At 70.6% G+C, this 25,136-nt stretch carries 21 protein-coding genes; 17 read left to right on the forward strand and 4 right to left on the reverse strand.

Annotated features, from left to right (window positions below; all coding sequences use genetic code 11):
- The first annotated feature begins 27 nt into the window (after window positions 1-27).
- The gene (locus DEJ33_RS14970; protein WP_111079244.1) at window positions 28-1,041 is read left to right on the forward strand and encodes an NAD(P)H-dependent glycerol-3-phosphate dehydrogenase; all 1,014 of its coding nucleotides are present in this window, start codon (window positions 28-30) and stop codon (window positions 1,039-1,041) included.
- Window positions 1,042-1,072: 31 nt separating this feature from the next.
- On the forward strand, window positions 1,073-2,221 hold the full coding sequence (locus DEJ33_RS14975; RefSeq protein WP_111079220.1) for a D-alanine--D-alanine ligase family protein: 1,149 nt from the start codon (window positions 1,073-1,075) through the stop codon (window positions 2,219-2,221).
- Between the two features lie 65 nt (window positions 2,222-2,286).
- Here DEJ33_RS14975 and DEJ33_RS14980 read toward each other — a convergent pair whose 3' ends face one another.
- Entirely contained in the window at window positions 2,287-2,793 is a 507-nt protein-coding gene (locus DEJ33_RS14980; protein WP_111079219.1) for a DUF3515 family protein, read from the reverse strand.
- A gap of 24 nt (window positions 2,794-2,817) precedes the next feature.
- On the opposite strand from DEJ33_RS14980, the gene thiL reads away from it, so the two are divergent.
- Entirely contained in the window at window positions 2,818-3,855 is a 1,038-nt protein-coding gene (thiL, locus tag DEJ33_RS14985; protein WP_258378182.1) for a thiamine-phosphate kinase, read from the forward strand.
- Window positions 3,856-3,895: 40 nt separating this feature from the next.
- Here the strand turns inward: thiL and DEJ33_RS14990 are convergent, their stop codons facing one another.
- Entirely contained in the window at window positions 3,896-4,462 is a 567-nt protein-coding gene (locus DEJ33_RS14990) for an RsmD family RNA methyltransferase (RefSeq protein ID WP_111195402.1), read from the reverse strand.
- A 165-nt stretch (window positions 4,463-4,627) separates the two neighbouring features.
- Between DEJ33_RS14990 and DEJ33_RS14995 the strand changes: the two genes are divergently transcribed.
- The 8 genes from DEJ33_RS14995 (at window position 4,628) to DEJ33_RS15030 (ending at window position 15,929) form a co-directional block, all read left to right on the forward strand.
- Window positions 4,628-6,829: an ATP-dependent DNA helicase RecG gene (locus tag DEJ33_RS14995; protein WP_111079241.1), complete on the forward strand. Its 2,202-nt coding sequence runs from the start codon at window positions 4,628-4,630 to the stop codon at window positions 6,827-6,829.
- A 70-nt stretch (window positions 6,830-6,899) separates the two neighbouring features.
- Window positions 6,900-7,388, forward strand: coding sequence for a pantetheine-phosphate adenylyltransferase (coaD, locus tag DEJ33_RS15000; RefSeq protein WP_111079240.1), 489 nt, complete (start codon window positions 6,900-6,902; stop codon window positions 7,386-7,388).
- Between the two features lie 90 nt (window positions 7,389-7,478).
- Entirely contained in the window at window positions 7,479-8,120 is a 642-nt protein-coding gene (locus tag DEJ33_RS15005) for a DUF177 domain-containing protein (RefSeq protein WP_258374569.1), read from the forward strand.
- A 47-nt stretch (window positions 8,121-8,167) separates the two neighbouring features.
- Complete coding sequence (gene rpmF / locus DEJ33_RS15010; protein WP_110902027.1) at window positions 8,168-8,371, forward strand: 50S ribosomal protein L32; 204 nt, start codon at window positions 8,168-8,170, stop codon at window positions 8,369-8,371.
- A gap of 13 nt (window positions 8,372-8,384) precedes the next feature.
- On the forward strand, window positions 8,385-9,116 hold the full coding sequence (rnc, locus tag DEJ33_RS15015) for a ribonuclease III (protein ID WP_110902028.1): 732 nt from the start codon (window positions 8,385-8,387) through the stop codon (window positions 9,114-9,116).
- Window positions 9,117-9,120: 4 nt separating this feature from the next.
- Window positions 9,121-10,194 (forward strand): bifunctional DNA-formamidopyrimidine glycosylase/DNA-(apurinic or apyrimidinic site) lyase, encoded by a 1,074-nt coding sequence (gene mutM, locus DEJ33_RS15020; RefSeq protein WP_111079217.1) that lies wholly within the window; start codon window positions 9,121-9,123, stop codon window positions 10,192-10,194.
- A gap of 65 nt (window positions 10,195-10,259) precedes the next feature.
- On the forward strand, window positions 10,260-12,053 hold the full coding sequence (locus DEJ33_RS15025) for an AIPR family protein (protein WP_111195396.1): 1,794 nt from the start codon (window positions 10,260-10,262) through the stop codon (window positions 12,051-12,053).
- A gap of 114 nt (window positions 12,054-12,167) precedes the next feature.
- Window positions 12,168-15,929, forward strand: a complete 3,762-nt coding sequence (locus DEJ33_RS15030; protein WP_111195397.1) for a chromosome segregation SMC family protein — start codon at window positions 12,168-12,170, stop codon at window positions 15,927-15,929.
- 72 nt (window positions 15,930-16,001) lie between these two features.
- On the opposite strand, the gene DEJ33_RS15035 is transcribed toward DEJ33_RS15030, so the two are convergent.
- Entirely contained in the window at window positions 16,002-17,024 is a 1,023-nt protein-coding gene (locus DEJ33_RS15035; RefSeq protein ID WP_111079214.1) for a TerC family protein, read from the reverse strand.
- Between the two features lie 275 nt (window positions 17,025-17,299).
- Between DEJ33_RS15035 and ftsY the strand changes: the two genes are divergently transcribed.
- The 5 genes from ftsY (at window position 17,300) to ffh (ending at window position 21,534) form a co-directional block, all read left to right on the forward strand.
- The gene (gene ftsY, locus DEJ33_RS15040; RefSeq protein WP_110902032.1) at window positions 17,300-18,169 is read left to right on the forward strand and encodes a signal recognition particle-docking protein FtsY; all 870 of its coding nucleotides are present in this window, start codon (window positions 17,300-17,302) and stop codon (window positions 18,167-18,169) included.
- Window positions 18,170-18,265: 96 nt separating this feature from the next.
- Complete coding sequence (locus tag DEJ33_RS17335; protein ID WP_181421429.1) at window positions 18,266-18,433, forward strand: hypothetical protein; 168 nt, start codon at window positions 18,266-18,268, stop codon at window positions 18,431-18,433.
- 145 nt (window positions 18,434-18,578) lie between these two features.
- On the forward strand, window positions 18,579-18,950 hold the full coding sequence (locus tag DEJ33_RS15045; protein ID WP_111079213.1) for a PadR family transcriptional regulator: 372 nt from the start codon (window positions 18,579-18,581) through the stop codon (window positions 18,948-18,950).
- On the forward strand, window positions 18,947-19,909 hold the full coding sequence (locus DEJ33_RS15050; protein ID WP_111079212.1) for a hypothetical protein: 963 nt from the start codon (window positions 18,947-18,949) through the stop codon (window positions 19,907-19,909). The genes DEJ33_RS15045 and DEJ33_RS15050 overlap by 4 nt, the downstream gene beginning before the upstream one ends.
- A gap of 71 nt (window positions 19,910-19,980) precedes the next feature.
- Window positions 19,981-21,534 (forward strand): signal recognition particle protein, encoded by a 1,554-nt coding sequence (gene ffh, locus DEJ33_RS15055; protein ID WP_110902033.1) that lies wholly within the window; start codon window positions 19,981-19,983, stop codon window positions 21,532-21,534.
- A 94-nt stretch (window positions 21,535-21,628) separates the two neighbouring features.
- Here ffh and DEJ33_RS15060 read toward each other — a convergent pair whose 3' ends face one another.
- On the reverse strand, window positions 21,629-22,759 hold the full coding sequence (locus DEJ33_RS15060) for a glutamate--cysteine ligase (protein ID WP_111079211.1): 1,131 nt from the start codon (window positions 22,757-22,759) through the stop codon (window positions 21,629-21,631).
- Window positions 22,760-22,853: 94 nt separating this feature from the next.
- Here DEJ33_RS15060 and DEJ33_RS15065 point away from each other — a divergent pair, with 94 nt between their 5' ends.
- Complete coding sequence (locus tag DEJ33_RS15065; protein WP_258374572.1) at window positions 22,854-24,968, forward strand: FAD-dependent oxidoreductase; 2,115 nt, start codon at window positions 22,854-22,856, stop codon at window positions 24,966-24,968.
- Window positions 24,969-25,136 lie beyond the last annotated feature (168 nt).

Below are 25,136 nucleotides of genomic sequence, written 5' to 3' on the forward strand. Positions count from 1 at the left end.
GTCGACACCGCCGCGATCCGCGTCGTCATGCAGTCGACGGACAAGCCACGCGTGGCCGTCATCGGCGCGGGCAGCTGGGGCACCACGTTCGCGAAGGTGCTCGCCGAGGGCGGCGCCCAGACCGTCCTCTGGGCCCGGCGGCCCGAGATCGCACGGGAGATCACCGAGACCAAGCGGAACTCGGAGTACCTGCCCGGCATCAACCTGCCGCGGACCCTGACCGCGTCGACGTCCCTCGCCGCGGTGCTCGCCGGCGCCGAGCAGGTGTACGTCTCCGTGCCGTCGCAGACCCTCCGCTCGAACCTCGCCGCGATCCGTGAGCTCCTGCCGGCCGACGTGCCGGTCGTCAGCCTGATGAAGGGCGTCGAGAAGGCCAGCGGGCTGCGGATGAGCGAGGTGCTCCTCGAGGGGCTCGGCATCGACCAGGACCGCATCGCCGTCGCGAGCGGGCCGAACCTGGCGCTCGAGATCGCCCGCCGACAGCCGACCGCCGCCGTGGTCTCGTCCTCGAGCGTGGACACCGCGACCGCCGTCGCCGCGGTCGCGACGAACCCCTACTTCCGCTCGTTCATCAACACGGACGTCATCGGCACCGAGTTCGGCGGGGTCCTCAAGAACCTCATCGCGGTGGCCATCGGCATCGTCGACGGCGTCGGCTACGGCGAGAACACCAAGGCGTCGATCATCACCCGCGGTCTCGCCGAGATGACCGAGTTCGCGGTGTCCCTCGGTGCGCAGCCGTCGACGCTGTCCGGGCTGGCTGGCCTCGGTGACCTCATCGCCACGTGCCAGTCGCCGCTCTCGCGGAACAACACCGCGGGCCGGCTGCTCGGCCAGGGGTACCGCTTCGACGAGGTCGTCCGGCAGATGAACCAGACCGCGGAGGGCCTGGCGTCGGTCGCGCCGATCCTCGAACTGGCCCGGGCGAACGGCGTCGACATGCCCATCGTCGGACAGGTCGGCGAGGTCCTCGCCGGTAGGCTCGATCCGCGCAACATCGCGCCGCACCTCACGGAGACCGACGAGCCCCAGGGCGAGTGACCGGTCCCGGTACCCACCGCTTGGAGCGTCCATGAGCAGCACCGCGCCCGCACCCGAACCGATCGACGCAGCCGTGCCCGCGGCGTCGACCGACGCCGAGCGGACCACCGTCGCCGTGCTGTTCGGTGGACGATCGAGCGAGCACGAGATCAGCTGCGTCACCGCGGGCGGGATCATGGACGTCGTCGACCGCGACCGGTACGACCTGCTGCCGATCGGCATCACCAAGGACGGCGCGTTCACCCTGCAGCCCGACGACCCGTCGGACTGGGCGCTGCTCGGCCAGGAGCTGCCGACGGTGCCGGACAACGGCACCCGCGTCCGCTTCCCGGTCTCCGGCGACTCCCGGGAGCTGTTCGTCGAGCTGCCCGATGGGTCGGTGGAGTCCCTCGGGTCTGTCGACGTGGTGTTCCCGATCCTGCACGGCCCGTTCGGTGAGGACGGCACGATCCAGGGCCTCCTGGAGACCGCCGGCCTGCCGTACGTCGGCGACGGCGTGCTCGCCAGTGCCCTGGCGATGGACAAGCACGTCGCCAAGGCCGTCCTCGAACACGCCGGACTGCGGGTCGCGCCCTGGACGACGGTGCTCCGACGACAGTGGCAGTCGGACCCCGTCGACGTCGCCGAGTCGGTCGCCGCGCACGGGTTCCCGCTCTTCGTGAAGCCCGCCCGTGCGGGGTCGAGCATGGGTGTCTCGCGCGTCGACGACCCCGCACAGCTCGGGGCCGCGATGGACCTGGCGTTCGAGCACGACAGCAAGGTCATCGTCGAGCCCCGGGTGATCGGTCGGGAGGTCGAGGTCGCCGTCCTGGAGGGCCGTGACGGCACTCCGCGCACGAGCCTGCCGGGCGAGATCGTCGTCGCTGAGGACGGCTTCTACGACTTCACCGCCAAGTACCTGGGCGGCGACGAGCAGCTGCTCTGCCCGGCCCCGCTGAGCGAGTCCGAGACGGACGAGATCCGGTCGATCGGCGCCCGTGCGTTCGAGGCGATCGGTGGCGCGGGTCTGGCCCGCGTGGACTGCTTCCTGACGGACGACGGCTTCGTGGTCAACGAGGTCAACACGATGCCGGGCTTCACGCCGTTCTCGATGTACCCGCGCTGCTGGGCGGCGTCGGGCCTGGCCTACCCGGAGCTGGTCGCCGAGCTCATCGAGCTGGGACGCATCGCGGTCCGCTGACGCTCCGGGACGTCGGCTGGGACGTCGGCTGCAGGCACGTCGGCAGTGCCAGGGTGCCGAGCGTCCTAGCCGACGTCCTGCGGGTCGAGGCAGCGGTGACCGTCCTCCGGCAGCGTCGACAAGGCGTCGCCCAGGTCCTGCAGGGCATCCGGCGTGGCCCGCTTCGTGTCGATGACGACCTGCACCGCGGGGGAGCGCCCGAACGTCGTGTAGACCACGTTCTGCCCCCGGGCGTCGCGGATCCAGTCGACCGAGCCCTGTGCGAAGCACGGCAGGTCGGAGACCGTCGGCACGGCCACGCCGCAGTGGTAGAGCACCGCGGCGGGGGAGCCCCACGCGGCGGTCGCTTGCGCGGAGGTGTTCCGCAGCGGGAGCGTCCCGTTCAGGGTGGCGGGCAGGCGGACCTGCGCACCGGCGCAGGCGGCGGCGTTCGCCGAGGGCGCGGGCTGCATGGCGACCGCGTTCGTGCAGCCGGTCAGTCCCACCACGACGGCGGCGGCGAGGGCCACACCGCCCAACGCGCTGCCCAGCCGACGGCGGGCGTTCCGGGGGCGGCGGGGTGCGGTGTCCATCGACGTCCAGGCTACCGTTCTCGTGTGGACGCGACGCACGAGCACAGCCCCGGCACCCCGGCGGAGACGGTGGGGGCGCTCGGTGAACTGGCGGTGCTCGACCGCGTGACCCGGCGTCTGCCGCCCGGTTCGCCGCTGCTCGGCCCCGGGGACGACTGCGCGGTGGTCGCCGCTCCCGACGGGCGGTTCGTCGTGACGACGGACATGATGGTGCACGGTCCGGACTTCCGGTGGGCGTGGTCCTCGCCCGAGGACGTCGGCTGGAAGGCCGCCGCCACGAACCTGTCCGACGTGGCCGCGATGGGCGCAGCACCCTCGGGCCTCGTCGTCGCCATCGCCGCCCCGCAGGAGACGCCGGTGACGGTGCTCGAGGGCATCGCCGACGGGTTCCGGCTCGCGATCGAGGCGCTCGCTCCGGGCATCGGTGTCGTCGGCGGCGACCTGTCGACATCGGCGACGTTCTCGTTGACCGTGACCGCGTTCGGCGACCTCGGCGGATGCGCCCCGGTCGTCCGCTCCGGCGCCCGCCCCGGCGACGTGCTCGCGGTCTCGGGCGAACTCGGGCCCGCCGCCCGAGGACTCGCCCGTCTGTTCCGCGACGGGGTCGACGACGCAGGTGAGCCGGACGCCGGCCGGGTGCGGGCCAACGGTGCGGACGCTGATCCGGACGTCGCCCGGCAGCGCCGTCCGGTCCCGCCGGTCACCGACGGACCGCTCGCTGCCGCCGCCGGGGCGACCGCGATGCTCGACCTCTCGGACGGCCTGGCGATCGACGCCGGTCGGCTGGCCCGCGCGAGTGGGGTGACGCTGGAACTCGACGTCGAGCCGGCGCTGGACCCGGTCGCGCTGCACGGCGGTGAGGACCACGGACTGTTGGCGACCTTCCCGGCGGGGGCGGGCCTCCCGGGCGGGTTCCGACGGATCGGACTCGTCCGCGCTCGAGTCGCGGACGACGACCACGGCGGTGACCGGGGCCACGGTGTCGACCTCGTGCGCGGTGGGGAGCCGGTCCCCACGACGGGCTGGGACCCCTACGCCGACTGGGACGGCGCGGCGGGCTGACGGCCGCGCGCCCGACTGCGCAGTAGGCGGTCGGCGCGGATCAGCCGGCGGAGTCGGCAACGGCCTCCCACGCGACGGTGTCGCCCCATGACCGTTTGCTGAACGGCGTCAGCCCGGCCGGCCACGTCGGTTCCGGCGACCGCGTGCCCCGCTCGACGACGACGACCGCCTCGGCCGTCAGCCGGGACACCAGCGCGTCGAGGACGTCGGTGAGCTCGGATTCCGGGACCTCGTACGGCGGGTCGATGAACACCAGGTCGAAGGTCTTCGCCGTGGTCCGCAGGTACCCGAGCGCGGGCTGCGCGTGCACGGCGATGCGGACGCCGGGGACACGCTTCTGCACCGCCTTGGCGTTGTCGCGGCAGGCGGCCGCGGCGGGCGCCGCCCGGTCGACGAGGGACACCTCCACCGCACCTCGTGACGCCGCTTCGAGCCCGAGGGCACCGGTCCCGGCGTAGAGGTCGGCAACCGAGGTGTCGTCGATCAGCCCGCGCGCCTCCAGCGACGAGAAGAGCGCTTCGCGCACGCGGTCGCTCGTCGGCCGGGTGCCGGACTTCGGCACCCGGAGCGTCGTGGAGCCGGCGGCACCGGCGATGATGCGGGTCATGTAGTCACCGTAGCGGGCCGTCAGCAGCCCTCCGGCGTTCTCCACAGGCGTCCGCGAGGCCCGTGACGGGTCGGTCGTCCCGGGTACCGTTGGCGTGTGGTCACCTCCCGCGCCGACACCGCTCCGACGACCCCCGACGGCCCCGCCGACGTGCCGACCCCTGACGTGCAGTGGGGCACGGCGCCGCTCGACGTGAAGCTGGCGAACGTCCTGGGCGGGCGGACCGCGAAGGCGATCGAGAAGGCCTTCGGGCACCGCACGGTCGGCGAGTTCCTGGAGCACGCCCCCCGGCGGTACGCCGAGCGCGGCGCGTTGACCGCCCTGGACTCCCTGGCCATCGGCGAGCCGGTGACGATCGTGGCCGAGGTGGTCGAGGTCCGCGAGCGCACGATGCGGGCGCGGCGCGGCTCGATCCTCGAGGCGAAGATCGGGGACGGCAAGGGCCTGTTGACGCTGACGTTCTTCAACCAGGGGTGGCGCACGAAGGACCTCGTCCCCGGCGCCCGCGGGGTGTTCGCCGGCAAGGTGGGCGACTACCGCGGCGCTCGGCAGCTGGCGCACCCGGACTACGAGTTGTTCGACCGCGACGACCCGCGGGCCTCGGCGGACCCCGAGTCGGAAGAGGCGATGCGGTGGTCGCGACAGCCGATCCCGATCTACCCGGCGACCGCGTCGCTGTCGTCGTGGCAGATCGCGAAGGCGATGGGGATCGTGCTCGACACCCTGCCGGACGTCGCCGACCCGATCCCCGCCTCGGTGCGCACCCGTCTCGACCTGGTGCCGTTCCGGAAGGCACTCGAGATGCTGCACCGGCCCGAGAAGGTGGCGGACTTCAAGCGCGCCCAGGACGCCCTGCGCTACCGCGAGGCCTTCGTGCTGCAGACCGCGCTGGTGCAGCGCCGGATCGCGGCCCGCGCGACGGCCTCGGTGTCACGGGCGGCCGCACCGGGCGGGATCCTCGAGCGCTTCGACGCGACCCTGCCGTTCACGCTCACCGACGACCAGCGGGCGGTCGGTGCGGAGATCGCGCAGGACATGGCGGGCACCTGGCCGATGCACCGACTGGTGCAGGGCGAGGTCGGTTCGGGCAAGACCCTCGTCGCGATCCGGGCGATGCTCACCGTCGCCGAGTCGGGCGGCCAGTCCGCCCTGATCGCCCCGACGGAGGTCCTGGCGGCGCAGCACCTCCGGTCGATCGTGAAGTTCCTGGGCCCCGACCTCGCCGCGGAGCTCCGACCGGTGATCCTGACCGGTTCGCAGTCCACCGACGAACGCCGACGGGCACTGCTGGCGGCGGCCTCGGGCGGGTCCCGGCTCGTCGTCGGGACGCACGCGCTGCTCGGTGACCGCGTGGACTTCGCCGAGCTCGGTCTGGTCGTCGTCGACGAGCAGCACCGTTTCGGCGTCGAGCAGCGCGAAGCCCTGCGGACGAAGGGCACGACCCCGCCGCACGTGCTGGTGCTCACCGCGACGCCGATCCCGCGAACGGTCGCGATGACGGTGTTCGGTGACCTCGACGTCTCGACCATCCAGGGGATGCCCTCCGGTCGCGCCGGGGTGGAGACCTTCACGGTCGGACTGGCCGAGCACCCGGGGTGGGAGTCCCGGATCTGGACACGGATGGCCGAGGAGCTGGCCGACGGCCGGCAGGCGTTCGTCGTCTGCCCGGCGATCGACGACGCCCACGGTGAAGACGACGGCGCCCCCGAGCCGACCGCCGACGGCGGCGACCCGGACGGCACACCGGCCCGGAAGCCCGCGACGGTCCTGGCGACCGCCGAACGGATGCGCACGATGCCGGTGCTCGAGGGTCGTCGGATCGAGGTGCTGCACGGGCGGATGACGGCTGAGGAGAAGGACCGGGTGATGACGTCCTTCGCCGACGGGGCCGTCGACGTCCTCGTCGCCACCACGGTGATCGAGGTCGGCGTGGACGTCCCGAACGCATCGATGATGGCGGTGCTCGACGCCGACCGGTTCGGCGTCTCGCAGCTGCACCAGCTCCGCGGACGCATCGGCCGCGGGCAGTACGCCGGCGTCTGCCTGCTCGTCACCCACGCCGAGGCCGAGACGGTCTCGCGTGAGCGTGTGGACGCGGTCGCCGCTTCCGATGACGGGTTCGAACTGGCCCGGGTGGACCTGGAGCTCCGCCGCGAGGGCGACGTGCTCGGCGAACGGCAGTCCGGCGGCCGGTCGTCGCTGACCCTGCTGCGGGTGGTGCAGCACGCCGACGTGATCATCGACGCGCGGGAAGAGGCCGAGCGGCTCCTGGAGCACGACCCGGACCTCAGCGGGAGCCCGGCGCTGCGGGATGCCCTCGCACGACGCCTCGACGAGTCCGACGCGGCGTTCCTCGGCAAGAACTGACCGCTGCCGATCAGCACCGGGCCGGCCAGGACCGGGCTGGCCGGGACCGGGCGCCGGTATGGTCGCCTGCATGACGAAGATCGCCGTCGTGCCCGGTTCCTTCGACCCCGTGACACTGGGGCACCTGGACGTCATCGCCCGTGCCGCCGAGTTGTTCGACGAGGTGCACGTGCTCGTCGTGCACAACCCCGACAAGAAGTCCGCCCTGTTCGACGCCGGCGACCGCGTGCGGCTCATCGAGGAGTCCCTGACCGAGGTCGGCGTGCCCGGCAGCGTCGTGGTCGGGGAGTGGACGTCGGGGCTGCTCGTCGACTACTGCCGACAGGTCGGGTCGAAGATCCTGGTGAAGGGCGTGCGCTCCGGCGAGGACGTGGCGTACGAGACGCCGATGGCGATCATGAACCGCCACCTCGCCGGCGTCGAGACGGTGTTCCTGCTGCCGGACGCCGCCCGTGCGCACGTGTCGAGCTCGCTCATCCGGCAGGTCTCCGGCCTGGGCGGGGACGTCACGCCGTACGTGCCCCGGGTCGTGGCGCGAGCGCTCGACGACCGGCACTGACACCGCGCTGCCGTCGACGACCCTCGCCACGGTCCGCGACACGCGTCGGGTGCTCGACTCCTCGGCTCGGGCGCGCTAGGCTGGTTGATCGTGTATTCCTCCGTGAACAGCCCCTATGCCCTGCGTGTGCGTGACCTCGCGCAACGGGCGGGCGACATGCGCGAGGTCTCGGTCGACATCGTCGTGCCGAGCACGCTCGGTGCCGGTCTGATCGCCGTGCGTAAGGGCGACCAGATGCACCTCGACGTGAAGCTCGAGGGTCTGCACGAGGGCATCCTGGTGTCCGGACACGCCCGGGCTGAAGCGACGGGGGAGTGCTCGCGCTGCCTCATCGACATCAGCGAGCCCGTCGATGTCGAATTCGCCGAAGTGTTCGCGTATGATGCCTCGGAGGAATTCGACTACCAGGTTCACGACGACCACGTGGATTGTGAACCGGTGGTCCGAGACGCGGTGGTGCTGTCGCTGCCGTTCACCCCGGTCTGCCGACCGGACTGCCCAGGACTCGACCCGGTGACGGGTGAGCGTCTGGCAGACGTCGGCGAACAGCCGGCTCCGTCGGCCGCCGATCCCCGTTGGGCCGCGCTCGGCGGGATCCAGTTCGACAACGACGAGCCCGACGACAACGACGAGCACGACGACAGCAACGAGCACCAGAACACCAGCGGGCACCACGACGCTGACCAGACCACCGCGGACGAGGAGCGGACGCCGGCCGACCAGGCCGAGTGACCGCCACCATCCGCGACTGACCACCGACCAAGCGAAAGAGAACCACCATGGCCGTCCCCAAGCGCAAGCAGTCCCGTGCGAACACGCACGCCCGTCGATCGCAGTGGAAGGCCGCACCGGTCCAGCTCGTGAAGACGATCGAGAACGGCAAGGTCGTCTACAGCCTCCCGCACCGTGCGAAGGTCGTCGAGGACTCCGCCGGCACCCCTCTGTACATGGAGTACAAGGGCCGCAAGGTCGCCGACGTCTGATCGGACCGCACTCATGACTGCGACGTCCGGCGCCGCGGGGTCCAGCCCCGTGGGGCCGGACGTCGTTCGTCTTCGTGACCTCCTCGGGGTCCCTGTGGACCTCGAGCTCCTCCAGCTCGCGCTGACCCACCGCTCGTACGCGTACGAGCACGGCGGGATCCGGCACAACGAGCGGCTGGAGTTCCTCGGCGATTCCATCCTCGGCCAGGCCGTGACCGTCAAGCTCTTCCGGGACTACCCGGAGCTCGACGAGGGTGAGCTCGCCAAGCGGCGTGCCAGCCTCGTGTCGACGGTCGCCCTGGCGGAGATCGGCCGACTCATCGGCCTCGGCGCGTACCTCCGGCTCGGCAAGGGCGAGGAGCAGACGGGCGGTCGGGACAAGTCCTCGATCCTCGCCGACACCGTCGAAGCCGTGATCGGTGCGACCTACCTGTCCGCGGGTGCGGACTCCGCGACGGACCTGGTGCTGCGTCTCGTGGCGCCGCTGCTCGTCGACCCCGCGCGGTTCGGTGCGGCGATGGACCCGAAGACGAGCCTGCAGGAGCTGGCGTCCGCGCTGACCCTCGGCAACCCGGCCTACCGGATCACCGAGGCGGGCCCCGACCACGACAAGACCTTCCACGCCACCGTCGTGCTGCAGGGCGAGGACATCGCCACCGGCACCGGGACGAGCAAGAAGACCGCCGAGATGTCGGCCGCGCTGGACGCCTGGACGCGACTTTCCGGTCGGACCGCCGGAGCCTGACCAGGTGCCCGAACTCCCCGAGGTCGAGGTCGTCCGCGCCGGCCTCGAACCCGCGGTGACCGGCGCTCGGGTGCTGGACGTGCAGGTGCTCGACGAGCGCGCCCTGACCCGGCACGACGGCCCGGCCGAGGACTTCGTGCACCGGCTGACCGGCCGGACGATCGCCGCCGCCGTCCGCCGCGGCAAGTTCATGTGGTTCCCGCTCGAGGACGACCCCGAGGCCGAGCGCCCCGGAGCCGAGCGCCCCGGAGTCGCCCGCACCGGCGCCGGAAACCCCGCAGCCCAGCACCCCGCAGCCCGGCCCTCCGAGGCCCTCGTCGCACACCTCGGCATGAGCGGCCAGATCCTCCTCGGCCGCGACCGGCCCGCAGCCCGACACCGGCGCATCGTCCTCGACGTGCAGCCTCCCGGCACGGACCGCGACGGCGCTCCGGAAGCTCCCGTGCAGCTCGAGTTCGTCGACCAGCGCACCTTCGGGTCGATGGCGATCGACCGCATGCTGCCGACGATCGACGGTGCTCCCGCGGGGCTCGCCGGTGCCGTGGACACGACCGACCCGGACGCGGCCTGGCGTCGCCGGATCCCGTTCCAGGTGTCACACATCGCCCGCGACCCGCTCGACCCCGCGTTCGACGACGACCGGTTCCTCGCCGCCGCACGGAAGCGGTCGAGCGGCATCAAACGGGTCCTCCTCGACCAGGGGGTCATCAGCGGCATCGGGAACATCTACGCGGACGAGTCGCTGTGGGCCGCGAAGCTCCACTTCGACCGCCCCGCCGACCGGCTGCCGCGAGCCACCCTCCGCGGGCTCCTCGACGAGGTCCGGGCGGTGCTGCGGCGTGCGCTCGAGGACGGCGGCACGAGCTTCGACGCCCAGTACGTCAACGTGAACGGGCAGTCCGGCTACTTCTCGCAGCGCCTGGCGGTGTACGGGCAGCAGGGCGAGCCGTGCCCGCGGTGCGGGACGCCGATCGTGCGCGAGCCGTGGATGAACCGCTCCAGCCACCGTTGCCCCGTGTGCCAGCCCGTCCCGCGCGTCCGCTCCCGCAACCGCGTCACGATCCGGCAGGGTCGTTAGGAGGCTGTTGCGACACGACCGCTAGGCTGATCTGGCGCTCATTGCAGAGTGCCTAGGACGAGTAGATGGGGGTAACTGTGGCACAGTCGAGCACCAAGGTTGGCGAGAGTTGGAAAGCGGCTTTCAAGCAATTCGCGAGCAGCTTCGAGCTCGGCGTGGACGGAATCGGCCTATTTGCTATCGATCAGCGCTTTGGGATCGATGACGTTCGCACCGCCGCTGCGGAGTCAATCACCGGGGGTGGAGATGACAAAAAGCTAGACATCATCTACATGGATGTGAATCGCGGTCTTCTCGTCGTGGCTCAGTGTTTTGAGTCTCCGAAGGTTAAAGCATCGGCCCCCGCGAACAAGGCATCGGATTTGAACACAGCGGTTGCTTGGCTGTTGAGCTCGAGCCTCGAATCCGTTCCGGAGGGCCTGCGCGGCAGAGTTTCTGAGGTTCGGGACGCGATCGACGCGGATCTCATTCAGGATTTCCACCTTTGGTATGTGCATAATGCGCCCGAATCTCGCAACGCCAGTGCTGAAGTCAGCAATGCCGAGAAAACGGCGGCGAAGCTGCTGGCTAAGCGCGGTGGCATTCAGATATTCGGCGCGGAAGTAGGATCAGAAACCCTTGAGCGTTGGTACCTAGGGTCGAAGCGCACTATTAAGGTCACGGACAAATTCTCGCTGCGCGTATCTGACGCGATCGAAACCGAGAGTGCTCGGTGGAGTGCCGTTACAACACTGGTGTCCGGAGCTTGGTTGCACCGGATGTTCGCGGACCACAAAGAGGATCTCTTCTCGGCAAACGTACGGAACTATCTCGGATCCCGGCGTAGTGACGCGAATATCAACAACGGAATAAAAGAAACTGCTGTTGATGAGCCTGCAGACTTTTCAGTTTACAACAATGGGCTAACTGCCCTTGTTTTAGATTACAAGCTTGGCGGCCGATCGAGAAACGGTAGGCGTCTCGATATAACTGGCATCTCCGTCGTGAACGGTGCTCAGACCACTGGCTCGATTGGTTCTCTTAGCGACGAGCCCTCTGAAGATTTGCTTGTTCCTGTTCGCTTCGTCAAATCCAGCGACGAGGATTTGTTGGGTCGAATCGTCAAATTCAATAATCTTCAGAATAAAGTGCAGGCTGCTGACTTCCGCAGCGGTGACGAAATTCAGAACCGTTTGCGCGCTGAGTTCGCTCAGATGACCGGGGTCTCCTACGACGGTGGTCGGCGCGGGGGGTCGAGTGACGCCATCAAACGGAGCAGAACAGCTTTGGCTTCCTATACGGTCGGGCAGGTCCTCACGGCCTTCCATGGTGACCCAGTTGCTGCTTATGACAAAAAGGCGGACATCTGGGTTGATGATGCGATGTATTCGCGCATCTTCTCCGAGCGAACGACGGCAACGCATATCCTATTTGCATACTCCCTCTACGACGCGCTCACTACTCGACTTCTGACGCTTAGGGAGAAAACGCGAAGCGCGGATGCGCCGCTCACTGAGGCGGAGGCCAAGGAACTTGAGTTCTTGTCCCTCAAGGGAGCACCTTACCTTCTCGCCGAGGTGATCGCACGTGCACTAGAGTCGATTTTAGGTAAGACGATTCCAAATCGTTTCGGACTTCGATTCAAGGGAAACGTCTCGCTCTCGGATGCTGCTGGCCTTTGGGGTACAGTGATTGATGCAGTGCTGCCTCTATCGGACCAACTGCTTCCTGCCTTCAATCGAGGGCGGGTTTCTCGTGAGGGTAAAGAAGCGGCCATTTCGGCGTTCGAGGGGCTTTTCCAGGCTCTCCAAAACCTGCAGCCGGATGCATTCAAAGAATTTGCTAAAAAGGTGTCGATCGACGAGATCAAGGCGGGTTAACCTCGGCGACAAAAGTCTGGGGCTGCCCGTGTGGTACGCCGGCGGTGCGAGTTCGCTGGCACTAGTCTTGCGGAACAAGCGCGTAGCCATACCGATGACCGCCCGGAGACCCGCATGTACCTGAAGAGCCTGACCATCAAGGGGTTCAAGTCCTTTGCGCAGCCGACCACCTTCGCCTTCGAGCCCGGCGTCACGTGCATCGTCGGTCCGAACGGTTCCGGCAAGTCGAACGTGGTCGACGCCCTGGCCTGGGTGATGGGGGAGCAGGGCGCGAAGACCCTGCGCGGCGGCAAGATGGAGGACGTCATCTTCGCCGGCACCGCCACCCGCGGGCCGCTCGGTCGGGCACAGGTCACGCTGACGATCGACAACGCGGACGGTCTGCTGCCGATCGAGTACGCCGAGGTGACGATCTCCCGCACGCTGTTCCGCAACGGCGGCAGTGAGTACGCCATCAACGGCGAGAACTGCCGGCTGCTCGACGTGCAGGAGCTGCTCAGTGACACCGGCCTCGGCCGCGAGATGCACGTCATCGTCGGGCAGGGGCAGCTGGACAAGGTGCTGCACGCCACCCCCGAGGACCGACGCGGCTTCATCGAGGAAGCCGCGGGCATCCTCAAGCACCGTCGCCGCAAGGAGAAGACGCTCCGCAAGCTGGAGGCGATGCAGACCAACCTCACCCGGCTGTCCGACCTCGCGGGGGAGATCCGTCGCCAGCTCAAGCCGCTCGGTCGTCAGGCCGAGGTGGCCCGCAAGGCGCAGTCCGTCGCGGCGGTCGCACGGGATGCCAAGGCGCGGCTCCTCGCGGACGACGTGGTGCGCCTCCGCCGCGAACTCCGTGACCACCTGGCGGTCGAGACCGGTCGGAAGTCCGAGCGCGGCGTCCTGCAGGAGCGGCTCGACCAGATCCGGCAGCGCCAGCAGCAGGTGGAGGCGAGCATGGTCGGCGACGACGTGGACCGCGCCCGGACCGTGGTGCACCGGCTCGAGAGCGTCCAGGAGCGCCTCCGCAGCCTGTCGATGCTGGCCAACCAGCGCCTGATGTTCCTGGCGCAGCAGGCCGAGGCGCCGCAGCAGGGTCCGACGATCACCCCGGAGCGGGTCGCCGGTGTCCGCGCCGAGGCCGACCGGCTCGACGAGCGGGCCCGCGACATGCAGGGCGGCACGACGAGGGTCGGCGACCAGGTCCGGGCCGCCCGTGCCGCGCTCGACGCCCTGGACGAGCAGATCGCGGCGCAGGCTGCCCTCGTCGCGCAGCACGACCTCGACGGGCAGCGTCTGGCGAGTGCGGTCGAAGTCGCCCGGTCGAAGCGCTCCGCGGCCGCGGGCGACCGAGAGCGTCGGGAGCGTTCGCTGACCGAGGCCGTCGCCCGTGCCGAGCAGGCGGCCGCCGCGCTCGAGGACGTCGGCCGTGACCCCTCCCTCGACACGGACGAGGACGCCCTGACCGACGCCCTCACCGCCGCGCGCGAGCAGCTGGACCACGCCCAGGGTGACCGGGACGGCCACCGTGATCGCCTGCACGCGCTCGAGCGGGAACGGGACGCGCTCGACGCCCGGATCGCAGCCCTGGCGCTGTCGATCGACGTGCGCGACGGGTCCCAGGCGGTCATCGACGCCTGCCGCGACGGCATCGTCGGCCGTCTCGCCGACCGCCTCACCGTCACGCCCGGGTTCGAGGCGGCCGTCGCGACGGCGCTCGACGGGTTGGCCGACGCCGTCCTCGCGGAGGACCGCGCGGTCGCACTCGGCGCCGTCGAGCACGCCCGGTCCGCCGACCTCGGCCGGATCGACGTGGTCGTCGCCGACGTCGCCGGCTCCGGGTCCCGACTGCCGGCCGTGCTGCCGTCGTCCGTCCGGCGGGCGCTCGACCTGGTGGACGGACCGCCGGCCCTCACCGCCCTGCTGGCCGACACGCTGGTCGCGGACACCGACGACGTCGACCTGGAGGCCGTGCTCGCCGCCGCCCCGGACGCCACCGTCGTCACGCGGTCCGGCGACCTGGTCCGCGCTGCCCGGGTGACCGGGGGCGGGGCACGGACCACCTCCCGCATCGAGCTCGTCGCCGACCGGGACGCCGCCGAGACGCGACGACGGACGGTCGTGACGGAGGCGGAGGACGCGGCCACGGGCCTCCAGGCCGCGCGCACGGCGGTCGAGGCGGCGCGACGCGCCGTGGACGAGGCCGACCGTGCCGCCCGCGAACACGCCCGCGCGAGTGCCGAGTACGACCGGGCCAGTGCGTCGGCCCGGGCCCGCGCGGAGAACACGGTCGCCGAGGTCGAGCGTCTGCGGGCCGCGTTGGCCGAGACCGACGGCACGACGGCCGTCACCGAGGCAGCGCTGGCAGAGGCGGAAGCGGCGCTCCGGGACTTCACCGACCGGCCGAAGCCCGTCGTCGACGCCTCGGCCCGGCCGGCGGCGCAGGACGCGGTCGACTCCGCCCGGGCCGCGGAGATCGAGCACCGGCTGCAGGTCGAGACCGCCCGGGAACGGGCGCGTGCCGAGCGTCGACGTGCCGACCAGCTGGAACGGCAGCTCGAGGCCGAGCGGGCCGCGGCGGAGGAAGCGGCGCGGCTGGCGGTCATCCGCCGCGCCCAGATCGCGTCGGCCGAAGGGGTGCTCGCGGACCTGCCGGTGGTGCTGGCCGCCGTCGACCGGTCGCTCGCCGAGGCGCGGGTGCAGCTCGCGACCGAGGAGTCCGAGCGCTCCCGTCGCAACTCCGAACTGCAGACGATCCGGAACGAGGAGCGCGAGCTGCGCGACCGGCTGCAGACCCTCACGGACGGCGTGCACTCGCTGGAGATGGAGATCTACGAGAAGCGGCTGCACGTCACCGGGGTCCTCGACCGGGCGCAGAGCGAGCTCGGGTTGGGGGAGTCCGTCCTGGTCGCGGAGTACGGGCCGGACGTGCCGGTGCCGGTCGACGTGCTGGTGGACCCGCGCGTCCTGGCACGACGCCACCGGGAGGCTGCGCGTGCGGCTGCGGCTGCCGGACCCGATGCCGAGGTCGAGGCCGACCACTCGGAAGCCGTTGCGGACACGGAGGCGGACGCCGACACCGCGCTCGTCGACGCCGACACCGCGCTCGTCGACGCCGAGTCGACCCTGCCCGGTGGCCCAGCGCTGCCGGAGTTCGAGGCACCCGACGTCGACCCGGCGGACGTCCCGACCACCCCCTACGTCCGCGAGGAGCAGGAACGCCGGCTCGCTGCCGCCGAACGCGACCTCGGGCGGCTCGGCAAGGTGAACCCGCTGGCGCTCGAGGAGTTCCAGGCACTCGAGCAGCGGCACGCCTTCCTGTCCGAGCAGCTCGAGGACCTGCAGCAGACGCGCACCGACCTGCTCACGATCATCGAGGAACTCGACGGCAAGATGCAGACGATCTTCGCGTCGGCGTTCGAGGACACCCGGGCGGCGTTCGACGTCGTGTTCCCGATCCTGTTCCCGGGCGGATCGGGCTCGATCTCGCTGACGAACCCCGACGACATGCTGACGACGGGCATCGACGTGCAGGTGAAGCCGGCCGGCAAGAAGATCGACCGGTTGACGCTGCTGTCCGGTGGTGAGCGGTCCCTGGCTGCGGTGGCGCTCCTCGTGGCGATCTTCACCGCCCGGCCGAGCCCGTTCTACATCATGGACGAGGTCGAAGCGGCCCTCGACGACGCCAACCTCGGCCGTCTGCTGACCGTGTTCGGCCGCCTGCGCGAGGCATCGCAGCTCATCGTCATCACGCACCAGAAACGGACGATGGAGATCGCGGACGCGCTCTACGGGGTGTCGATGCGGCAGGACGGCGTCTCGGCGGTCGTCGGCCAGCGGGTGCAGCGACCGGAGCCGGCCACGGAGGCGACGGCGGAGCCGGCGGTCGCCTGACCGCCTGACCCACGACGGACGGGAGGCCCGGTACCAGCTGGTACCGGGCCTCCCGTCGTGCGGTGCGGACGCCTACTGCACGTCGGCCTCGACCGGCTTGTCGCCCGTCGGGGTGAGGCCGCGCTGCTGACGGCGCTTCGACACCACGAGGCTCGCCACCGTGGCCACGGTGATCGTCAGCAGGATGAACCCGAGCGAGAACCAGATCGGGATCTCCGGTGCCCACTCGACGTGCTCGCCGCCGTTGATGAACGGCACCTCGTTGACGTGCAGCGCGTGGAAGACGAGCTTCACGCCGATGAAGGCGAGGATGACGGCAAGACCCTGGCCGAGGTAGATGAGGCGTTCGAGCAGCCCGGCGATGAGGAAATAGAGCTGGCGCAGCCCGAGCAGCGAGAACGCGTTCGCGGTGAACACGATGAACGCGTCCTGCGTGAGGCCGAAGATCGCGGGGATCGAGTCGAGCGCGAAGAGCACGTCCGTCAGGCCGATCGAGACCATGACGAGGAGCATCGGGGTGAAGAGGCGCTTGCCGTTGACCCGGGTGGTCATGCGGTCGCCGTCGAAGTGGTCCGAGGTCGGGATGACACGGCGGAGCAGACGGATGAGCTTCGAGTCGCCGTCCTCGGCGCCGTGCTCGTCGCCGCCCTTCGCCTGCGACCAGGCGAGCCAGAACAGCAGGAGACCGAACAGGTAGAAGACCCACGAGAAGTTCTCGATGATCGTGACACCGAGGGCGATGAAGACACCGCGAGCGACGAGGGCGATCGCGACACCGACCAGCAGGACCTTCTGTTGGAACTCCTTCGGCACCGCGAACGTCGTCATGATGATGAGGAAGACGAAGAGGTTGTCGACGGACAACGCCTTCTCGGTCAACCAGCCGGCGAAGTACTCGCCGCCGGCCTGTCCGCCGCCGAACACCCAGACGCCGACGCCGAACAGGATCGCGAGGGCGATGTAGACGACCGACCAGAAGGCCGATTCGCGGATGTGCGGCACGTGCGGGGTGCGCACGTGCGAGAAGAAGTCGAACACGAGCAAGGCGAGGATGCCTGCGATCGTGATGAGCCACACGTACAGGGGAACGTCCACTGGAACCTCCAGGTCAGGGGCGCACCACATCGTCCATCGACGAGCTCCGACCACGGAAGTGGTTCGGAAAACGGGTACGCCAGAGCCTGAAGGTCTCTTCCGCCGCGGTCCTGTCCGGTGTCCGACGAGGTCGGTTCCGAGCTGGGCCGCGACCGACGCCCCGGGTCCGGGTCGTTCCGGGCCGTACTGACGGGGTCGCCGAGAGGGAATACTCCCCTTCGCGTCTCCGACACTACCGAAGGTCGCGCTCACCCGGGCCCCTCTAAGCTGGGAACATGGCGAGTAGTTGGTCACTGTCCTCCCGGCTCCGGGGTCTCTTCCAGCGGAAGACCATCGACGAGACGACGTGGGAGGACCTGGAGACCGCACTCATCGGCGCCGACTTCGGTCCGGACATCTCCGAGGAGATCATCGAGGACCTCCGCGCCCGGGTCGACCGGTACGGCACCACCGACCCCGCCGACCTCAACCGCATGCTCCGCGAGGTCCTCGAAGAGCGCCTGTCGAAGCTCGACACCACGCTGAAGCTCAGCGCCCGACCGGCCGTCGTGCTCGTCGTCGGGGTGAACGGCGTCGGCAAGACCACGACCATCGGGAAGTTCGCGAAGTTCCTCCGCACCTACGACCGCACGGTCCTGGTCGGCGCCGCCGACACCTTCCGAGCCGCGGCCGTCGAGCAGGTCGCGACGTGGGCGCAGCGCGCCGGCGTCGACGTCGTCCGGCCCTCGCAGCCAGGGCAGGACCCGGCCTCGGTCGCGTACCAGACCGTCGAGCAGGCGATCCGGCAGGGCATCGAGATCGTCGTCATCGACACCGCAGGCCGACTGCACACCAAGGCCGGGTTGATGGACGAGCTCGGCAAGATCAAGCGCGTCGTCGAGAAGCAGACCGAGATCGCCGAGGTCCTGCTCGTCCTCGACGCGACGACCGGCCAGAACGGCCTGGCGCAGGCGCAGGCCTTCATCGAGGGTGCCGGCGTGACCGGTCTCGTCATCACGAAGCTCGACGGGTCGGCGAAGGCCGGGTTCGTGCTCAGCGTGCAGGAGAAGACGGGCATCCCGATCAAGCTCATCGGGCAGGGCGAGGGCATCAACGACCTCACGGGCTTCACGCCGCACGTCTTCGTGCAGAACCTCGTCGGCTGAGCCTCCGCGCCCCTCGAGGCAGCCTGCCCCGGTCGTCGGGCACGGCGGGCGTGTACCGTCCGCCTGGTACGTGACCGACCGGGAGAGGAACCCCACATGCCTGCACTGCTCATCATCGCCTTGATCGTCGGCGTCGTCCTGCTGGTGACCGGCATCGTCAGCGCCGCGCTGAAGGTCCTGCTGTTCATTGGCCTGGTGCTCATCGTCCTCGCCGTCATCGGCTGGATCCTCCGGCGCGTCCGCGGTGGCGGCTCGCGCGTCTGACGCACGGCACGACGACGGACGGGAGGCTCCCCACCAGCTGGTGGGGAGCCTCCCGTCCGTCTGCGGCGGGGCCGGACCGGACTGACCGCCGGTCCGGTCTGACGCGCCTCTTGCCATGCTCTGGGCAACAGAGTATCTTCGCCGCATGAGCAATGCCGAGATGCGCGAACCGACCCTGCTCGTGCTGACCTCCCTCGCCGGAGGGCGCAAGCACGGGTACGGGCTCATCGGCGACGCCGCCGAACTGTCCGACGGGCGGGTGCGACTGAAGGTCGGCACGCTCTACGCCGTCCTCGACCGGCTCCTCGACCAGGGGCTCGTCTCCGAGGCGGGGGAAGAGGTGGTCGACGGGCGACTCCGGCGCTACTTCGAACTCACCGACGCCGGAGCCGATGCCCTCGACACCGAGGTCCGTCGCATCGAGGCGAACGCCGCAGCCGCACGCGCGCGGCTCACCGCGTGGCGGCCGACTCCGGCCACGCGCAGCATCCGCATCCGACCGGGGGGAGTGTCGTGACGAACACGAGGCTGGAACAGGACTACGGCAGGGCGCTCGGGTGGTACCCGACGCGGTGGCGACGGACGCACGGGCCGGCCATGCTCGGCACGCTGCTCGACGTCGCCGACGGTGAGGGTCGCAGCCGACCGGCGCCCGGCGAGCTCGCCGAACTGCGGTGGCAGGGCGTCCGCGAGCGCGTGAACGCGGTCGTGCCGGGAGACGTGCGCGTGCTCGCGGCGTCGATCGGCACCGGGGCCGCCGCCGGGTTCGCCCTGGTCTACCTGCTCGCGGTCTCGTGGGTGCCGTGGGGTCAACCGCCCGGCACTGCCTGGCCCGACATGCCCGGGTTCGGGCCGTTCCGGAACCCCGGCGTCCTGTTCGCGGTCCCGGTCCTGCTCGGCGCGCTCGCCGCACTCGGCCGGCAGCGGATGCTCGCGCACCTGGCCGGTCTCCTCGCGGTGCTCGGCATCGTCGTCGCGCGCGTCACGGTGCAGGCGACCGAGAACTGGAACGGCCCGGGGACGACGACCCTCGTGACGGTGGCGGCGCTCGTCGTCGTCGCGAACGTCGGGGCGCCGCGGGACCGCCGGGCACTCGGCATCGCGTTCGGGGTCGTCGCCGGCGGACTCGCGCTCTTCGTCGGACTGCAGCTGCCGACCGGTCACCCGTTCGAGTCGACGTTGCTCACTGACGGAGCGTGGTGGGGAGCCGGGGTCACGCCGGCCCTCCTCGGCGTGGTGGGGGTGCTCGTGCTGGTCGCGGTCGTCGAACTCGTCCGACATCGGCGCCCCGTCCTCGCCGCGGCGCTCGCCGTGGCCTGGATGCCGTGGGCGGTCGCCGGGACCATCACGCTCCGGTACTTCGCCGCCGAGGACGCGGCGTCGGCCCTCATGGCCGTGGGCTCGACCGCGATGGCGCTCGTCGCCCTGACGGTCGCCCGACGCGTGCCGCAGCGGTTCCGACGCGAGCGCGCGTGACCGGCGCCGGCGGGGCGGGCCGGTGCCGAGCCTCCCGGGCCGCACGCCACGGACGGTAGGATGGTCGGATCATGGCGCAATTCGGTTCACTCTCCGATCGGCTCACCGAGACCTTCCGCAACCTGCGGAGCAAGGGACGGCTGACGCCGTCCGACGTGGACGGCACCGTCCGCGAGATCCGGCGGGCGCTGCTCGACGCGGACGTCGCGCTGGAGGTCGTGAAGTCCTTCACCGCCTCGGTGCGCGAGCGGGCGCTCTCGGACGAGGTCAACAAGGCGCTCAACCCGGCGCAGCAGGTCGTCCAGATCGTCAACGAGGAACTCGTCGGCATCCTCGGCGGGCAGCAGCGACGCCTCGAGTTCGCGAAGCGTCCGCCGACGGTCATCATGCTCGCGGGCCTGCAGGGTGCCGGCAAGACGACCCTGGCGGGCAAGCTCGGCAAGTGGCTCAAGAAGGACGGCCACACCCCGATGCTCGTCGCGGCGGACCTCCAGCGTCCGAACGCCGTGCAGCAGCTGCAGGTCGTCGGCGAGCAGGCCGGCGTGCACGTCTTCGCCCCGGAGCCCGGCAACGGCGTCGGCGACCCGGTCAAGGTCGCCAAGAACGCGATCAAGGCCGCGGTCGACCAGCAGTACGACACCGTCATCGTGGACACCGCCGGTCGCCTGGGTGTCGACGCCGAGCTGATGAAGCAGGCCGCGAACATCCGCAAGGCCGTCGACCCGGACGAGGTCCTCTTCGTCATCGACGCGATGATCGGTCAGGACGCCGTCACGACGGCCCGCGCCTTCCAGGAGGGCGTCGACTTCACCGGCGTCGTCCTGTCCAAGCTCGACGGTGACGCCCGCGGTGGTGCGGCCCTGTCGGTCGCCTCGATCACCGGCCGCCCGATCATGTTCGCGTCCACGGGCGAAGGCCTCGACGACTTCGAGCCGTTCCACCCGGACCGGATGGCGAGCCGGATCCTCGATCTCGGTGACATCCTGTCCCTCATCGAGCAGGCGCAGTCCGCCTTCGACGAGGACGAAGCCCGTGCGGTCGCCGAGAAGATCGCGACCGACAACTTCACGCTGAACGACTTCCTGCAGCAGATGCAGCAGCTGCGGAAGGCCGGTTCGATCAAGGGCATGCTCGGCATGCTCCCCGGCGCGAAGGGCATGCGGGAAGCGCTCGACAACTTCGACGAGCGCGAGATCGTCCGCACCGAGGCGATCATCCAGTCGATGACCCCGCAGGAGCGCGAACTGCCGAAGCTCCTCAACGGGTCCCGTCGCCTGCGGATTGCGCGCGGTGCCGGCTCCACGGTGACCGAGGTGAACGCTCTCGTGAACCGCTTCGAGCAGGCCGCGAAGATGATGAAGACCGTCGCCCGTGGCGGGGTGCCGCAGATGCCCGGCATGGGCCCGATCCCGGGCATGCACGGCGGCAAGAAGCAGCAGCCGCAGGGCAAGAAGAAGAAGGTCGGCAACCCGGCGAAGCGCGCTGCCCTCGCCTCCGGTACCGCCCCCGCGCCACAGCAGGCGCCGAAGGGCGCGGGTCTCGGGCTCGGCATGGGCGCCGGCAAGAACGGTGGGGTGCCGTCCGAGGAAGAGCTCGCGTCGTTGCAGAAGTTCCTCGGTCGCTGATCCGACCACCTGACGGACGGGCGCGCCCCGCTCAGCGTGACGCGCCAGCGGCACGCGGGGCGCGCCCGTCCGGCCGTGGTCGCGTCGCGACGGATCAGAGCGAGTCGCGGAGCTCGCCGACCAGGTGCTGGACGACCGCGCGGAGGTCGCCGCCGTTCGCCTGCGCGACCGCCAACTGACGCTGGTAGGAAGCGCCGCGCTCGATCATCGTGTCGAGGTGGTGCAGTTCCTCCTGGCAGCCGAGCCGTTCGGCGATCGGGTCCAGGCGGGTGACCAGGTCGTGGACCTCGTCGGTGACCAGCCGTTCGTCGCCGGCGACGTTCGTGATGATCTCGGCGTCCATGCCGTACCGGGCTGCACGCCACTTGTTCTCGCGGACGAACCAGGGCTGCATCGCCTGCAGGGTCTCGCCGGCGTCGATCCGGTCCGAGCTCTCGGTGACCAGGCACTGCACGAGGGCCGTGACCGCGCCGACCTCGTGGAGCGTGGAGATGCCGTCCGAGACGCGGTTCTCGAGCGTGCCCCAGCCCGGGGAGGGGCGGATGTCCCACCGCAGGTCCTTCACGCCGTCGATGACGCCGGTGTGCACGAGGTCGCCGACGACCTCCTCGAAGTTCGCCCACGCCCCGAGCTGCGGCGGGAGCCCACCGGTGGGGAGCTGCTGGAACATCAGGGCCCGGTTCGAGGCGTACCCCGTGTCGGTCCCCGCCCAGAACGGGCTCGAGGCCGTGAACGCCTGCAGGTGCGGGACGTAGCCGAGCATCGCGTTCATGATCGGGACGGCCTTGTCACGGTCGTCGATGCCGACGTGCACGTGCACGCCCCAGATGAGCATCTGCCGGCCCCACCAGCGGGTGCGGTCGATGAGTTCCGTGTAGTGCTCGCTGTCCGGCGTGATCTCCTGCTGGTCCCACACGGCGAACGGGTGGGTGCCGGAGCACATCACCTGCGCACCGAGGGGCTCGGCGGCGTCGATGACCTGGCCGATGATCCCGGAGAGCTCGCGGGTGGCGCCACCGACGCTGCGGTGCACGCCGGTGACGACCTCGACCGTGTTCGTGAGGAGCTCCTCCGTCACCCGGTCCGGATCGTCCAGGCGTTCCCGGACGGCGGCGAGCACCGCCGGGGCGCGCGGTGTGAGGTCGCCCGTCGCACGGTCGACGAGGGGCAACTCCCACTCGACGCCGATCGTCGACGGGGCGGATTCGGAGAACCGGATGTCCATGGGGCCATCCTGCCCGTCCGTCCCGCGGGAACGACGGAGAGCCCGGCGTGTCCGGTCTGCCGGTGAGCGGGCACGTTCGCCTAGTGTTCGTTGCGTGACCACTGTCGTTCCGCCCGTTGCCGACGTGCCCGCCGAGCTCCGCACCGTGGCCTCGGCCTGGACGCTCGGGCCCCTGCACCTGTCCAATCGGGTGGTGATGGGGTCGATGCACACCGGACTCGAGGTCTTGGACGACGACGGCGTCGCGATGGCTGAGTTCTACCGGGAGCGTGCTGCCGGCGGTGCCGCGTGCATCATCACCGGGGGGATCGCGGTGAGCGACGAGGCCCGCGGCGGCCCGGACTTCGCCGTGTTCGGCGTCGGCGGTGCGGACGAACGCTTCCGCCGGGCGGTCGCGGCCGTGCACGACGAGGGCGGCGCCGTCCTGGCGCAGTTGTTCCATGCCGGCCGCTACGCGCTCGTCGGGGGTCTGACGGACCGTTCCGGTCGACCGCAGCGCGCCGTGGCGCCCTCGGCGCTGCCCTGGGCGGCCGCGCGGGGCGTGGTGCCCGAGGAGCTGACGGCGGACGAAGTCCGGCGGACGATCGAGGACTTCGCCACGGCCGCCCGGACCGCCGCGGCGATCGGCTTCGACGGCGTCGAGATCATGGCCTCCGAGGGGTACCTCGTCAACCAGTTCCAGTCGCCGCTGACGAACCTGCGCGACGACGAGTGGGGCGGCACTCCGGAGCGTCGTCGTCGTTTCGCGGTCGAGGTCGTCCGGGCCGTCCGCGCCGCGGTGCCCGACCTCGCCGTCACGATCCGGCTCTCCGGCGCCGACCTGATGCCGGGGTCCTCCACCGACGCCGACGTCGACGCCCTGGTGCGCGAACTGCTGCCGCTCGGACTCGACGCGATCTCGGTGGGCATCGGCTGGCACGAGTCGCGGACCCCGACGATCCAGGCGTCCGTGCCACACGGCGCGTGGATCGAGCAGGCGGCGCGGATCGCGGACGTGGTCCGGGCTTCCGACCACCCGGACGTGCGGGTGATCGCGTCGAACCGGATGACGGACCTGCGTGACGGCGAAGCGGTCCTCGCCGACGGTCGGATCGACGCGGTGGCGCTCGCCCGGCCGTTCCTCGCCGACGCGGGGCTCGTCGAACGCTCCCTGGCCGGACGCTTCGACCTCGTGAACACCTGCATCGGGTGCAACCAGGCGTGCCTCGACCGGTCCGTGGTCGGCGCGCCGGTGTCGTGCCTGGTGAACCCGCGAGCCGCGCGCGAGGTGCAGTTCCCGCTCCGTCCGACGACCGTGCCGAAGCGTGTGGACGTCGTCGGCGGGGGACCGGCTGGGCTCGCCGCCGCCGTCGACGCTGCCCGGCGTGGACACGACGTCCGGCTCTGGGAAGCATCGGACGTCCTCGGCGGACAGTTCGGACTCGCCGCCGAGATCCCGGGGAAAGAGGACTACGCCGGCCCCGTGCAGGCCGCCCGCGCGGAACTGGTGGAACGGGGCGCGACGATCCACCTGGGTCGCGTGGCCACCGTGACGGACCTCGGGGACAGCGACGCCGTCGTGCTCGCGTCGGGGGTGACCCCACGCGTGGTCGACCTCCCCGGGGTGGACCTGCCGCACGTCATGACCTACGAGCAGGCCCTCCGCGACGGCGTGCCCGACGGGACGGTCGCGGTGATCGGCGGTGGCGGGATCGGCGTCGACACCGCGGCGTTCCTCACCGAGTCCCCGGACGAGGCCGTCCGCGCCACCGAGTTCGGTGCGCGGTGGCAGGTGCCGGTCTCCGGCGAACTCGTCGGGGACCTGCCGCAGCGCCAGCCCACCGCGCACCGTACCGTCCGGCCCGGGTCCCAGGTCACGGTGCTCCGCCGGACCGGGAAGTTCGGGCAGGGGATCGGCCTCACCTCACGCTGGGTCGCGCTCGGACGGCTGCGGGACGCCGGTGTCCGCATGGTCGGCGGGGTGCAGGAGTACCTGCGGATCGAACCAGGCCGGCTCTGGATCCGGGACGAGTGCGGCAACGACGTCGCGGTGCCGGCCGACGTCGTCGTGGTCTGTGCCGGACAGGAGGCGCGGGACGAGTTGACGTCGGGCCTGGCAACCGCAGACGTTCCGTACGCGGTCGTCGGCGGAGCACGGGACGCCCGCAGCGTCGATGCGGTCCGGGCCACGAGCGAGGCCCTCGAGGCCGTCCGACGCCTGGCGCCGTAGCGGTCCGCCGACGCGCCGCGGGAGGTGGCTCGCTTCCCGCTCCGGAATCTGCAAGAATGAACGGTCGAATCGTGTCCGCTCGACCCTCTATCCAGCGGATCACGATCTCATCGAGCTTCCACCGTGTGTGCCCCCACGCCCGCGGTTCCGGTTCAACCACAACACGTA

Origin of the sequence: Curtobacterium sp. MCPF17_047 (genome assembly GCF_003234045.1) — a bacterium.
GTDB lineage: Bacteria > Actinomycetota > Actinomycetes > Actinomycetales > Microbacteriaceae > Curtobacterium.

Excerpts from the sequence above, each read along its gene's own strand:
- DEJ33_RS15025 (WP_111195396.1), top strand. The coding sequence starts at position 10,260 with ATGGGGGTAACTGTGGCACAGTCGAGCACCAAGGTTGGCGAGAGTTGG.
- rpmF (WP_110902027.1), top strand. The coding sequence starts at position 8,168 with ATGGCCGTCCCCAAGCGCAAGCAGTCCCGTGCGAACACGCACGCCCGT.
- DEJ33_RS15060 (WP_111079211.1), bottom strand. The coding sequence starts at position 22,759 with ATGGACATCCGGTTCTCCGAATCCGCCCCGTCGACGATCGGCGTCGAG.
- rnc (WP_110902028.1), top strand. The coding sequence starts at position 8,385 with ATGACTGCGACGTCCGGCGCCGCGGGGTCCAGCCCCGTGGGGCCGGAC.
- ftsY (WP_110902032.1), top strand. The coding sequence starts at position 17,300 with ATGGCGAGTAGTTGGTCACTGTCCTCCCGGCTCCGGGGTCTCTTCCAG.
- DEJ33_RS15030 (WP_111195397.1), top strand. The coding sequence starts at position 12,168 with ATGTACCTGAAGAGCCTGACCATCAAGGGGTTCAAGTCCTTTGCGCAG.
- DEJ33_RS14990 (WP_111195402.1), bottom strand. The coding sequence starts at position 4,462 with ATGACCCGCATCATCGCCGGTGCCGCCGGCTCCACGACGCTCCGGGTG.
- ffh (WP_110902033.1), top strand. The coding sequence starts at position 19,981 with ATGGCGCAATTCGGTTCACTCTCCGATCGGCTCACCGAGACCTTCCGC.
- DEJ33_RS14970 (WP_111079244.1), top strand. The coding sequence starts at position 28 with ATGCAGTCGACGGACAAGCCACGCGTGGCCGTCATCGGCGCGGGCAGC.
- DEJ33_RS17335 (WP_181421429.1), top strand. The coding sequence starts at position 18,266 with ATGCCTGCACTGCTCATCATCGCCTTGATCGTCGGCGTCGTCCTGCTG.
- coaD (WP_111079240.1), top strand. The coding sequence starts at position 6,900 with ATGACGAAGATCGCCGTCGTGCCCGGTTCCTTCGACCCCGTGACACTG.
- DEJ33_RS14980 (WP_111079219.1), bottom strand. The coding sequence starts at position 2,793 with ATGGACACCGCACCCCGCCGCCCCCGGAACGCCCGCCGTCGGCTGGGC.
- DEJ33_RS15045 (WP_111079213.1), top strand. The coding sequence starts at position 18,579 with ATGAGCAATGCCGAGATGCGCGAACCGACCCTGCTCGTGCTGACCTCC.
- DEJ33_RS14975 (WP_111079220.1), top strand. The coding sequence starts at position 1,073 with ATGAGCAGCACCGCGCCCGCACCCGAACCGATCGACGCAGCCGTGCCC.